Origin of the sequence: Andreprevotia lacus DSM 23236, assembly GCF_900176275.1 — a bacterium.
GTDB classification, from domain to species: Bacteria; Pseudomonadota; Gammaproteobacteria; order Burkholderiales; family Chitinibacteraceae; genus Andreprevotia; species Andreprevotia lacus.
In genome coordinates this window covers 26,629-39,199 of the sequence record NZ_FWXD01000032.1, presented here as the reverse complement: position 1 = coordinate 39,199, position 12,571 = coordinate 26,629, and the positions used below count along the sequence as shown (strand labels likewise).

General features: G+C 62.0%; 11 protein-coding genes and 1 rRNA gene. 7 read left to right on the top strand and 5 right to left on the bottom strand.

The window, feature by feature from the left end; genetic code table 11:
* Positions 1–61: 61 nt before the first annotated feature.
* From rrf to mltG, 7 genes are all read left to right on the top strand, one after another.
* Positions 62–174: ribosomal RNA gene (gene rrf, locus B9A19_RS18705) — 5S ribosomal RNA — on the top strand.
* A gap of 144 nt (positions 175–318) precedes the next feature.
* Positions 319–1,419: a chorismate synthase gene (gene aroC, locus B9A19_RS18700; RefSeq protein ID WP_084092682.1), complete on the top strand. Its 1,101-nt coding sequence runs from the start codon at positions 319–321 to the stop codon at positions 1,417–1,419.
* Positions 1,416–2,252 (top strand): presqualene diphosphate synthase HpnD, encoded by an 837-nt coding sequence (hpnD, locus tag B9A19_RS18695; RefSeq protein WP_084092681.1) that lies wholly within the window; start codon positions 1,416–1,418, stop codon positions 2,250–2,252. Before aroC ends, hpnD begins: the two co-directional genes overlap by 4 nt.
* A 7-nt stretch (positions 2,253–2,259) precedes the next feature.
* On the top strand, positions 2,260–3,561 hold the full coding sequence (gene hpnE, locus B9A19_RS18690) for a hydroxysqualene dehydroxylase HpnE (protein ID WP_084092680.1): 1,302 nt from the start codon (positions 2,260–2,262) through the stop codon (positions 3,559–3,561).
* Positions 3,558–4,316: an SDR family NAD(P)-dependent oxidoreductase gene (locus tag B9A19_RS18685; protein ID WP_084092679.1), complete on the top strand. Its 759-nt coding sequence runs from the start codon at positions 3,558–3,560 to the stop codon at positions 4,314–4,316. Before hpnE ends, B9A19_RS18685 begins: the two co-directional genes overlap by 4 nt.
* On the top strand, positions 4,313–6,277 hold the full coding sequence (yoaA, locus tag B9A19_RS18680) for a DNA repair helicase YoaA (RefSeq protein ID WP_084092678.1): 1,965 nt from the start codon (positions 4,313–4,315) through the stop codon (positions 6,275–6,277). The genes B9A19_RS18685 and yoaA overlap by 4 nt, the downstream gene beginning before the upstream one ends.
* Positions 6,240–7,283: an endolytic transglycosylase MltG gene (gene mltG, locus B9A19_RS18675; protein WP_245804384.1), complete on the top strand. Its 1,044-nt coding sequence runs from the start codon at positions 6,240–6,242 to the stop codon at positions 7,281–7,283. The genes yoaA and mltG overlap by 38 nt, the downstream gene beginning before the upstream one ends.
* Here mltG and B9A19_RS18670 read toward each other — a convergent pair whose 3' ends face one another.
* The 5 genes from B9A19_RS18670 to B9A19_RS18650 form a co-directional block, all read right to left on the bottom strand.
* Positions 7,284–7,601, bottom strand: coding sequence for a hypothetical protein (locus B9A19_RS18670; RefSeq protein ID WP_084092677.1), 318 nt, complete (start codon positions 7,599–7,601; stop codon positions 7,284–7,286).
* Positions 7,602–7,610: 9 nt separating this feature from the next.
* Positions 7,611–9,278 carry a M30 family zinc metallopeptidase gene (locus tag B9A19_RS18665; RefSeq protein WP_139798976.1) on the bottom strand — a complete coding sequence of 556 codons (1,668 nt, stop codon included), beginning with the start codon at positions 9,276–9,278 and terminating at the stop codon, positions 7,611–7,613.
* Between the two features lie 289 nt (positions 9,279–9,567).
* Entirely contained in the window at positions 9,568–10,611 is a 1,044-nt protein-coding gene (locus B9A19_RS18660; RefSeq protein ID WP_084092675.1) for a bifunctional UDP-4-keto-pentose/UDP-xylose synthase, read from the bottom strand.
* A gap of 71 nt (positions 10,612–10,682) precedes the next feature.
* Positions 10,683–11,606 carry a formyltransferase gene (locus tag B9A19_RS18655; protein ID WP_084092674.1) on the bottom strand — a complete coding sequence of 308 codons (924 nt, stop codon included), beginning with the start codon at positions 11,604–11,606 and terminating at the stop codon, positions 10,683–10,685.
* Entirely contained in the window at positions 11,603–12,550 is a 948-nt protein-coding gene (locus B9A19_RS18650) for a glycosyltransferase (protein WP_084092673.1), read from the bottom strand. The genes B9A19_RS18655 and B9A19_RS18650 overlap by 4 nt, the downstream gene beginning before the upstream one ends.
* Positions 12,551–12,571 lie beyond the last annotated feature (21 nt).

Below are 12,571 nucleotides of genomic sequence, written 5' to 3'. Positions count from 1 at the left end.
GCAGTATGCTTCTTCTATCGAATCAGAGTCATGACTAACAGTCGTAACTCAACCAGTTACGTCTGGCGACCATAGCGAGTTGGCCCCACGCCTTCCCATCCCGAACAGGACCGTGAAACGACTTAGCGCCGATGATAGTGCGGATACCCGTGTGAAAGTAGGACATCGCCAGACTCCCCATGCAAACCCCCTGCCCAAGGCAGGGGGTTTTTGCTTTGTGGGTGAGAAACGTACACCTGCCGGGGTGGGGTGACGGCGTGGTAAAATGCGTGCATTCAAAGGGATACACCGGTGCCGTGCGCACCAGCAGGAGAGGGCATGTCCGGCAATACGATAGGTTTGTTGTTTACCGTTACTTCGTTTGGTGAATCACATGGGCCGGGTATCGGCTGCATCGTCGATGGCTGCCCTCCCGGTCTGGAGATTTCGGTCGAGGATATCCAGACTGAACTGGATCGTCGCAAGCCGGGCACCAGCCGCCACGTCACCCAGCGCAAAGAGGCCGATGCGGTCGAGATCCTGTCCGGCGTATTCGAAGGCAAGACCACCGGCACGCCAATTGCACTGCTGATCCGCAATACCGACCAGCGTAGCCAGGACTACGGCAAGATCGTCGAGACCTTCCGCCCGGGCCATGCCGACTATACCTACTGGCACAAGTACGGCATCCGCGACTATCGCGGTGGCGGCCGTTCTTCGGCGCGCGAAACGGCCGTGCGTGTTGCCGCAGGGGCGATTGCCAAGAAGTGGCTGAAGGAAAAGTTCGGCGTGGTGATCCGTGGCTATATGAGCCAGCTGGGCGAACTCGAAATTCCGTTCGAGAGCTGGGACGAGGTGGGCAACAACCCGTTCTTCTCGCCCAACGCCGGCATCATCCAGCAGCTGGAAGACTATATGGATGCGATCCGCAAGGAGCGCGATTCGGTCGGCGCCAAGATCACCGTAGTGGCCGAGAACGTGCCGGTGGGTTGGGGTGAGCCGGTGTACGACCGCCTCGATGCCGATATCGCGTTCAACATGATGAACATCAATGCCGTGAAGGGCGTGGAAATCGGTGCCGGCTTCAAGTCGGTGGCGCAGAAGGGCTCGCAGCATTGCGATGAGCTGACCCCGCAAGGCTTTGCCAGCAATGAGGCCGGCGGCATTCTGGGCGGCATTTCCACCGGCCAGGACATCGTGGTCAATATCGCCGTGAAGCCGACGTCGAGCATCGCGCAGGAACGTCGCTCCATCGACAAGCAGGGTAATTCAGTGCTGATGGCAACCACCGGTCGCCACGACCCTTGCGTGGGCATCCGTGCCACGCCGATTGCCGAAGCCATGCTGGCACTGACCCTGATCGACCATGCGCTGCGCCACCGCGCCCAGTGTGGCGATGTGCACGTCGATACCCCGCGCATCCCCGGGAAAATCGCGTGACGCCGGATCAATACTGCGAAGACAAGGCCGCCGCCAGCGGTTCGAGCTTCTATTACAGCTTCCGCTTCCTGCCGCTGGAGCAGCGCCGTGCGATCACCGCGCTGTATGCGTTCTGCCGCGAGGTCGATGACGTGGTCGACGAATGCACCGACGAGAACGTGGCGCTGACCAAGCTGAACTGGTGGCGGGCCGAGCTGGATAATCTGTATGCTGGCAAACCGCAGCATCCGGTCACGCAAGCGCTGCAGCCGCAGATTGCAGCCTATGCGCTGCCGCACAAGCATTTCATCGAAATCATCGATGGCATGCAGATGGACCTGGAGCAGGCGCGCTACAACAGCTTTGCCGACCTGCAGAAGTACTGCTACCGCGTTGCATCGGTGGTGGGGTTGCTGGCCGCGCGCATTTTTGGGTATACCGACCCGCGTACCGAGCAATACGCGCACGATCTGGGCATTGCCTTCCAGCTCACCAACATCATCCGCGATGTGGGCGAAGATGCCCGCCGTGGCCGCATCTACCTGCCGGTGGAAGACCTGCAGCGTTTCAATGTGCCAGCGGCCGACATCCAGCATTACCGTGAAACCGATGCCTTCCGCGAGCTCATGCAGTTCCAGATCGAGCGCGCCGAGCAATGGTATGCCAAGGCCATCGGGCAGCTGCCCAAGGTGGACAAGAAAAAGCAGCGTACCGGCCTGATGATGGCCGCGATTTATCGCGCTACTTTGGACGAAATCAAGCGCGACGGCCCGCAGAAGGTACTGAACCAGCGGCTGTCACTCACGCCCATCCGCAAATTGTGGCTGGCGTGGAAAACCTACTGGTTCGCCTGATCCTGCCATGACGACACGCCAGACCGTGGCCGTGCTCGGTGGCGGTTATGCCGGCATGGCTGCGGCAACCGCGCTGGCTGCGGCTGGGCGCAAGGTATGCGTGTTCGAAGCCGGCCCGGTGCTGGGCGGGCGGGCGCGCCGTATCAGCATTGACGGGCGCGAGATCGACAACGGCCAGCATCTGCTGATTGGTGGCTACACCACCTTGCTTGATCTGATGACACAGGTGGGCGTCGCACCGGAAACGGCTTTTCTGCGCACGCCTATGGATTTGCGTGTGCTGCCGGATTTTCATTTGCGCTGCGCGTCGTTGCCGGCACCGTTGCATCTGGCGCTGGGGCTGTTGCGGGCAAAAGGGCTGAGCTGGGCTGAACGCTGGGCGCTGATTCGAGCCGTGCGCTGGGCGCAGGGCCGCAACTGGCGGTTGCAGGCTGATCTACCGGCAGCAGACTGGTTGCTGCAGCAACGCCAGCCGACAACCCTGATCGAATCATTCTGGCGGCCGCTGACGGTGGCTGCGCTCAATACCCCGCTGGAAGCGGCATCGACGCAAGTGCTGTTCAACACCTTGCGAGATAGCTTGGGTGGTGCGCGAGCGGCATCCGATCTGTTGTTCCCCAGGCTGGATTTTTCGGCGCTGTTTCCCGATGCCGCCGCGCGGTTTGTGCAATCGCAAGGTGGCGAGGTCAGGCTGGGGACTACGATACGCGGCATGGTGCGGACTGCGGGTGGCTGGCAGATCGAAGGCGAGCACTTCGATGCCGTCGTATGCGCATTGCCCCCGCATCGGCTAGGCATGGCGCTGGCCGATGTGGGTGCGGCGCAGGCTGCGCTGGCCCAGCTGACCGCATGGGATTACCAGCCCATCGTGACGCTGTACCTGCAATACGCTGCGGATGTGGCTTTGCCGCAGCCCATGGTCGGCGTATCGAGCGGCTTGGCGCAATGGGTGTTTGACCGCAACCATACGCACGGCATGCCGGGGCTGATTGCCGTGGTGCTGTCGGCACGCGGGGCGCATAGCGCGTTGAGCCAGCAGGAACTCACTCAGGCCATCGCGGCCGAAATGCGGCAATGGTTCGGCTGGGGCGAGCCGACCTGGACGCGCGTGATCAGTGAGAAGCGCGCCACCTTTGCCTGCACGCCGAATCTGCCCCGACCAGCCAATGCAACGGATGACCCGACCTTGTGGCTAGCTGGCGACTATACCGCCGGTGATTATCCCGCCACGCTGGAAGGCGCGGTGCGCAGCGGATTGATCGCTGCTCGTGGGATAATCGCGGCAACTGAACTGGAAAACCAAGCATGAGCGACTGGAAAGACTATGTGGCGCCCGAGGGCGCGTTCAAGGACCGCGTGATCCTCGTGACCGGCGCGGGCCAAGGGATAGGTGCTGCCGCAGCACTGGCGCTGGCCAAAGCGGGCGCCACCGTGATCCTGTCCGGCCGCAACGAGAAAAAACTTAGCCGTACCTATGACGAAATCGAAGCTGCAGGCGGCCCGCAGCCGGCGGCCGTGCCGCTGGATCTGGCCAAGGCGGGCGAGGCCGAATTTGCCCAGCTCGGCATGCTGATCCAGAAGGAATTCGGCCGGCTGGATGGCATTCTGCATGCGGCCAACGGTTTTGCGTTTTTGTCGCCGCTGTCCAACCAGAAGCTGGACGAGTGGGTGGACCAGTTCCGCGTCAATGTGGCTGCGCCGTTCGCGCTGACGCGCGCGCTGTTCCCCTTGTTGTCGGCCGCGCCGGATGCGTCGGTGCTGGTGCTGGGTGAGCATCACGCGCTTGAACCCAAGGCGTATTGGGGCGGCTATACCGTGTCCAAGACTGCGCAGGGCGCGTGGATCAAGATTGCGGCCGACGAGTGGGATCGCCACCCGAATGTGCGTATCAACTGGCTGATCCCCGGCCCGATCCAGAGCCCGTTCCGTACCAAGACCCATCCGGGCGAGACCAAGGCCGAAATCGCGCCGACCGAATCCATCCTGCCCGCCATTCAATACTGGCTGGGCGCCGCCAGTGCTGGCCAGAGCGGCCAGACCCTGGTATTGCACGAGCCGCAATGACGCTGGATGACGCCTTTGCCGAAAGCGGCCCGTTCGGCGAGGCCTTTCCGGGCTACAAACTGCGCGCGCAGCAGCTTGAGATGGCGCGCGCGGTGGCCGATACGCTGGAAGAGCGTGGCCAGCTGATTGCCGAGGCAGGTACCGGCACCGGCAAGACCTTTGCCTATCTGGTGCCGGCGCTGTTGTACGGCGGCAAGGTCATCATCTCAACCGGCACCAAGACGCTGCAGGATCAGCTGTTCCAGCGCGATATCCCCACCGTGCGCGATGTGCTCAGGGTGCCGGCGACGATTGCGCTGCTCAAGGGGCGGGCCAATTACGTTTGCCATTACCACCTGGAGCGTGCGCGGCATGAAGGCCGCTTCATGCGCAAGGAAGACATCCTCGATCTGCAGAAGGTCGAGCGCTATGCCAAGGTAAGCCCGTCTGGCGACAAGGCCGCTTGCCCCGGCGTGCCCGAGGATGCGCCGATCTGGGCGCACGTGACCAGCACGCGCGACAACTGCCTGGGTTCGGACTGCCCGAATCACAAGGATTGCTTCGTGCTCAAAGCGCGCAAGGACGCGCAGGAGGCCGATGTGGTGGTGGTCAACCACCACCTGTTCTTTGCCGACGTGTGGCTGAAGGACGAAGGCGCGGGCGAGCTGCTGCCAGCGTGCAACGCGGTGATTTTCGACGAGGCGCACCAGCTGCCCGAAGTGGCCAGCCTGTTCTTTGGCGAGACGATTACCTCGGGCCAGATCGTCGAGTTGGCGCGCGATGCGCGCGCCGAGGCATTGGTGATCGCCAAGGACTATGTGCATCTGCCGCAGGCGGCCGAGGCACTGGAAAAGGCCGTGCGCGATTTCCGCCTGGTGTTCCGCCCTGAGCCGACGCGCATGCCGCAGCACGAAATCGCCGAGAAATTCCCCGCCTATGCCGCTGCGCTGGCGGTGGTGATGGAAAAGCTGGGCGTGCTGGAAACGCAGCTGGCAGCACAGGCTGAACGCGCCGAATCACTGGAGAAGTGCCGCGAGCGCGCGCGCGTGATGCGCGAGGGGCTGACGGCCTGGCAGGAAATCGAGGACGAAGAGGCTGTGCACTGGATCGACCTCACCAGCCACGGTTTTCTGCTGCATGCCACGCCGCTCAATATCGCTGATTTGTTCCGCAAGCAGTTGCATGCCGGGCAAAAGGCCTGGGTGTTCGCCAGCGCCACGCTGGCAGTGAACAACAGCTTCAAGCATTACCAGCACGAGCTGGGCTTGTGGGATGCGCGTACCGAAATGTGGGAAAGCCCGTTCGACTACAAGCAGCAGGCCGCACTGTATGTGCCGCGCGACATGCCCAACCCCAATACGCCCGATTTCACCCGCAAGGTGATCGAGAAAGCCTGGCCATTGCTGCAGCTCACCCATGGCCATGCCTTCCTGCTGTTCACCTCGTTGCGTGCGATGCGTGAAGCGCACGAGCTGGTGACCGAGCAATTGAAGGAAGCCAAGCTGGAATGGCCGGTGTTGTTACAGGGGCAGGGCAGCCGCACCGAGCTGCTGGATAAATTCCGCAGCTCGCCCAATGCCATTCTGGTGGCCAGCCAGACCTTCTGGGAAGGCATCGACGTGCGCGGCGAGCAGTTGTCGCTGGTGGTGATCGACAAACTGCCGTTCAGCCCGCCGGACGACCCGGTACTGTCGGCACGCATGCAGCAGCTGGAAAAGAGCGGCCGCAATGCCTTTATCGACTACCAGTTGCCGCACGCTGCCATCACGCTCAAGCAGGGCGCGGGGCGCCTGATCCGGGATGAATTCGATACCGGCATCCTGATGATTGCCGACAACCGCCTGGTGGACAAACCCTACGGCAAGGTGCTGTGGAAGAGCCTGCCGCCAATGTTCCGCACCCGCGAACTGGATACCGTACAACGCTTTTTCGAGGCAAAGCGCAATGGCCGCAAAACGCAAGAAGACCAAGACGCAGGCTAAGTCCGGCATGGGCTGGTTCGCACGCTTGTTCTGGCTTTGCCTGCTGTTGATCGGCGCGGCGGCTGGCTATGTGGCCTGGTATGCCCAGCAGCCGCTGGCTACGCCCAATGGTGCGCTGCCGGCGCGCTTTACCCTGGGGCCGGGCAGCGTCAAGCGCACGGCCGACCAGCTCTACAAACAGGGCGCCATCGACAGCCCGATGCTGTTTTTGCTGCTGACCAAGCTGACCGGCAACGAGCGCAAGCTCAAGTCCGGCGTGTATCAGCTCGACCAGCCGCTGACGCCGCTGCAGCTGATCGACAAGATCGCGCGTGGTGATGCGGTGCAATTGGCGTTCACCGTGATTGAAGGCTGGAACTGGCGCGACCTCAAGCGTGCGCTGGCGCAGCAGGGCGAGCTCAAGCACGACGTCGCTGGCCTGAGTGATGCCGAAGTGGCTCAAAAGCTGGGTATTGCTGCGGGCACCCCCGAGGGGCAGTTCTTTCCTGATACCTATTTCATCGATCTGGGCAGCAGCGATCTCAAGCTCTTGGCGCGTGCGCATGCACGCATGCAGGAGAAGCTCGATGCCGCCTGGGCGCAACGCGGGGCGGATGTGCCGGTCAAGACGCCGTACGAGGCATTGATCCTGGCCTCATTGGTGGAGAAGGAAACCGGCGCCGAGCGCGACCGCCCGATGGTGGCCAGTGTGTTCGCCAACCGGCTGAAAATCGGCATGCGGCTGCAGACCGACCCGAGCGTGATCTACGGCCTGGGGGATGCGTTCAACGGTAACCTCACCCGTGCGCATCTGCAGGCCGATACGCCCTACAACAGCTATACGCGCACCGGCCTGCCGCCCACGCCGATTGCCATGCCGGGCGAGGCCGCGCTGGAGGCCGCCACCCACCCGGCGCCATCCAGGGCGCTGTATTTCGTGGCGCGTGGCGATGGCAGCTCGCAGTTCTCCGAAACGCTGGAAGCGCATAACGCTGCGGTGGCCAAGTACCAGCGCGGCCAGCACTGATCAGGGTACGGCAAAGTGCTGCAAGCGCAGCATGGGCAGGAAGTGCAGTACGCCGTCCAGCGGTAGTGCGTCGACGGCGCCGGTCACCACGATGTGCTGGTTCTGCAGCGCCAGTGCGTCGGCATCGGACAACCCCTCCAGCTGCCATGACTGGCCATCGCTGGCGATCAATACCGGGTAAACGTGCGGCGCGCTGCCCCACAGCACCAGTTTGCCGGCAATGGTGATGGTCTGACCCTGCTGATCAGCCGGCGTCTGCGCACAGGCAGGCAGCGCCAGGTTGCAGATGCTGGCCAGCCAGAGCGTGGCGTGCCGCATGGTGCACCCTTATTGCACGACGATCGTGAGTGAGGAATACGCCGGCACATTCAGATCCTCGCTATAGGTATCGGCCAGATTGGCGCGCAACAGCGGAAAGTGGCCATAGGGGCGCAAGGTGGCTGGCAGGCTGGCCGGCATGTTGCGTATGTACTGGTATTGTGATCCATCTATGCCTGGCAGTACAAAGGGGCCCTCGGTCCGCTCTGGATAGCCATAGCCTGCCGGCGTGCCGCTGGCAGGCAGCAAGGCTATGCTGGTCCCCCAGCGGCGCAGCTCATCGGCAAAGCTCGTGCCACCTGCCTGGCGAATGGCGTGATCGAGCACCGCCACCGAATCACTCTGCGAGCTGGCATCCCCCAGCAGGCTGCGGAAAAAGCCGGTGCCATAGCGGCGCAGCAAAAAGCCCATGAAGCTGCCGCCGATGTTGTAGCTGTTGCAGCTGCCCACGTAGTTGTACTGGTTCACCGGGCAGTTGTAGTCACCTGCAGCCAGCCAACCCGGAAAGCGGTCATCGCGTATGGTGTTGTAGGCGGGGTTGATGGCGAGATCGACCACATCTTCCATGCCCATGGCGGTCATTTCTTCCAGCCAGGCTTCGTTGGGTGCGTTCAGCAGCACGTTGCGCTGGTAAAAGTTGATCATGTGCGTCAATTCGTGCGCCAGCGTACTCACGCAGAAATCAAAGCCGGTCGTGCCGCCCAGATAGAGCGTTTCCGAATCGATGTACAGTGATAGCGATTGATTGCTGAACGACTGGTAGCTGCTGCTCTGATTGTTGCGGCCCCAGAAATAGCCAATCAGCCCCCACGGGGAGCCATCCGGGGTGAGGTTGCTGATCACGATGTCCAGAGGCTGGGCAGCGTCGATGTAATAGCCGCTCTCCGCGGCGGGCAGTGCCCCCCAGGGCTTGCCGGCAATCTGTGTGACCATGTCGTAGATCGCGTTGTTGCCGGTGGAAAAACGGTTGCCGATTTGATCAAGCAAGGCGGCATCAATCTTTCCGGGCCCCCATTCTCCATCCTGCACCCAGAAATTGATCTGCCTGCCGTCGCTGCTTGTGCGTTGCAGTTGCAAGGTCGCCATATAGCTGGCGTTACTTTCGCTGTACCAGCTGCGCCTGTCCCCCGCCTTGGCAAATGCCGGCCCCTTGGGCAGTGAGCCCTGCGCCAGTGCCCCTCCCTGGTGTGAGGGTTTGAAGTCGCGGATATAGCTTGGGACTGGCAAGCGCAGAGGCCCATCAGTTGCTGCCGCCATTTGGGGGCTGGCCTGCTCCGATTGCAGGCTGTTGGCCGGCATGGCCTGCGCATCGCCGCTTTGATTGGTGAATACCAGGACCGCAGTTTTGCTTGCAACGCCGGTTAACCTGGCGTGCAGCATGGTGGGGTATGGGTTGCCGTTGGTGTAGCGCCAGATGCCGATACCCGTACCCGAATAGCTGCCGTCACTGCTGGCACCGCAGTTGAGCCCGCTGCAATCGCGAACCAGCCCGATGCTGGCGGGTAGCGGAGAGGGCACGGCTGCGGGGATGTTTGCGCCTGCGATATTGCCGGAACTGCTACCTCCACCGCCGCCACAGCCAGCCAGCAGGGCTGCTGCAAGCCAGGGTAACCACCTTGCTGCCATGTTGAGTTTGTCGTTCACCACGCGCACCTCTTGCCGGTAATGCCGGGGCACGGGTCCGATCGATTATTTCGGGCTCGTCATCACACTGTAGCAATGTAAGCGTATGGCGCAGGGCGGCGCGATGATCGGTCAAAGATGCAACCGATACGCAATATAGCTTCAGTTGCTGGTCAGCTTGTGATCAAGTCCACGAGGGAAGAACTGAAACGAGGTAGTGGCTTGCGGGCTTGGTTTTGTGTACATAAGCGGCAGATATGCAATGCTGCCGGCCATATACGGCATGTCAGCCGGCAATGAAAAACGCGGCCATTGGCCGCGTTTTTCATTGTATTGCTGGCGATCAATCGACCAGGCTGCGCGCCTCTGCTACTTGATCCTTGTAGGCATCGAAAATGCCCTTCAGCGCGTCGGCCATGCTGGTGGTCGGCGCCCAGTCCAGATCGGCCTTGGTGTTGTCGATCTTCGGCACGCGGTTCTGCACGTCTTGGTAGCCCTTGCCGTAGTACTCGCCCGACGTGGTTTCCACCACGTTGACCTTGGCCACGCCTTCGGCGTATTCCGGGTACTGGCGGGCCAGTTCCAGCATCATGCTGGCCAGCTCGCGCACCGAGTAGTTGTTGCCCGGGTTGCCGATGTTGTAGATCTGGCGGGTGGCTTTGCCATCCTGGTTGTCGATGATTTTCACCAGCGCATCGATACCGTCATCGATATAGGTGAAGGCGCGCTTCTGGTGGCCGCCGTCGACCAGCTTGATGGTCTCGCCACGCACGATATGGCCGAGGAACTGGGTAATGACGCGCGACGAACCTTCCTTCGGCGTGTGGATGCTGTCGAGGCCGGCGCCGATCCAGTTGAACGGGCGGAACAGGGTGTAGTCCAGACCCTCTTGCTGGCCGTAGGCAGCGATCACGCGGTCCATCAGTTGCTTGGAGCAGGCGTAGATCCAGCGCGGCTTGTTGATCGGGCCGTAAACCAGGTTGGAGTTTTCCGGATCGAACTCGCCGTCTTCGCACATGCCGTACACCTCGGAGGTGGACGGGAACACCACGCGCTTCTTGTACTTCACACACCACTTGATGATGGGCAGGTTGGCTTCGAAGTCGAGTTCGAACACGCGCAGCGGGGCTTGCACATAAGTGGCCGGGGTGGCGATGGCAACCAGCGGCAGCACCACGTCGCACTTCTTCACGTGGTATTCGATCCATTCCTGATTGATGGTGATGTCACCTTCGAAGAAATGGAAACGCGGATGACCGATGAATTCGGCGATCTTGCCGGTGTGCATGTCCATGCCGAAAACGTCCCAGTCGGTCGTTTCCAGAATGCGCTTGGTCAGGTGGTGACCGATAAAACCGTTGACGCCGAGGATCAGCACTTTTTTCATGGGTTTTCCTTTGTATCGCTTGGTATTTGAATCGCTGGCGGTATTGTACGCCATGTAAACGCAGTCGCTTGTTACTGCAGTTGCAGCGGGCCGTTGAACAGCAGGGCAAAGCGTGCTGCGTCGAGTGCTGCGCCGTTCCAGTCTGCTGCCAGCACTTTCAGGCAGGCGCCATCGCCGGTGCGCGCCCACAGGGCACCCTCTGCAGCCCACAGCGCGGCGCCACCGGCTGCCGGTTGCGCGGGGGCGGATGCATGCAATGTACGCCAGATCACCAGTCTGCCGCCCGGCAACTCGCTGAACGCGCCGGGGTAGGGCGCGGTAACGGCACGCACCAGATTGTGGATTTGCGCGGCACCCTGCGACCAGTTTATGCGGCCATCCTCGGCCTTGCGGCCACCGAAATAGCCGCCCAGGCTCAGGTCCTGCTGCGTGAAGGTCGCCGTGCCGGCAAGCAGGCCCGGCAGGCTGCGCTGCAGGCAGATTTCGGCTGCCACCAGCACCTTGTCGAATACTTCCTGCGCGGTATCGTCCGGCAGGATGGGTACGGCTTGCTGATCGACGATGGGGCCGTTGTCCGGCTTGCTGTTCATCACATGCAAGGTGGCGCCGGTTTCGCTTTCACCGTGGATCACCGCCCAGTTGATCGGTACGCGGCCGCGATACTTGGGCAGCAGCGAGCCATGCAGGTTGAACGCACCGCGCGTGGGGGCAGACAGCAGCGGTGCCTTCAGCATGTGGCGGTAATAGAACGAGAACAGGAAGTCGGCCTGCAGCGCGGCAACCTGTGCTTCCACCTCGGTCACGTTGGGATCGGCCGGCGTGATATAGGGAATGCCGTAGTCACGGCAGGTCTGCGCAACCGAGGCGAACCAGATGTTCTCGTGCGGGTTGTCCTCGTGCGTGACCACCAGCTTGACGTCGACACCCGCCGCCAGCAGCACCTTCAGGCAGCGCACGCCGACGTTGTGATAGGCAAAGACGACAGCGCTGCTCATGCGTCGCTGTCCTTGCGCTCCAGCACGGCGGAGATCAGGTAGCGCGGCCGCTGGCGTACTTCGTGATAGATACGGCCGATGTACTCACCCAACAGGCCGATGCCGAACAGCGCCAGGCCGATCAGGAAGAACACCAGCGCAAACAGCGTGAACAGCCCGCCCACTTCCGGGCCGACGATCAGGCGGCGCACCGCCAGCAGCACGAACAAGGCCGCCGAGCCGAGCGATACCAGCATGCCCAGCATCGAGAACGCCTGCAGCGGCACGATGGAGAAGCCCGTCATCAGGTCGAAATTGAGGCGGATCAGGCTGTACAGCGAATACTTGGACTCACCGGCAAAACGCTCTTCGTGGCCGACGATGACTTCGGTCGGTTTTTGCGCGAACGAATAGGCCAGCGCCGGGATGAAGGTGTGCATCTCGTTGCACTGGTTGATGGTGTCGATGATGCGGCGGCTATAGGCGCGCAGCATGCAGCCCTGATCGGTCATCTTGATCTTGGTGAGTTTCTCGCGCAGGCGGTTCATGGCGCGGCTGGCAAAGTGGCGCCAGGCCGAGTCGTTGCGCTGGCGGCGGATCGAGCCGACGTAGTCGTGGCCCTTGTCCATTTCGTCCAGCAGCGTCTTGATGTCCTCGGGCGGGTTTTGCAGGTCGGCATCCAGTGTGACGATCTGCTCGCCACGGGCATGCTCGAAGCCCGCCAGGATGGCGCGGTGCTGACCGAAGTTGCCGTTGAACAGGATCACGCGCGTCACATCCGGGCGCTGGTGGAACTGGTCAGCCAGCATGGCCGGCGAGCGGTCGCGGCTGCCGTCGTTGATGAAGATCACTTCATAGGTTTTGCCCAGCGCATCGAGGGCGGGGTAGAGCCGGTCGAACAACGCTTGCAGGCCGTCTTCCTCGTTGTAGACGGGAATGACGATGGATACGGTGGGGTGGGTCATGGCGGATTCAATCTGTGGCCG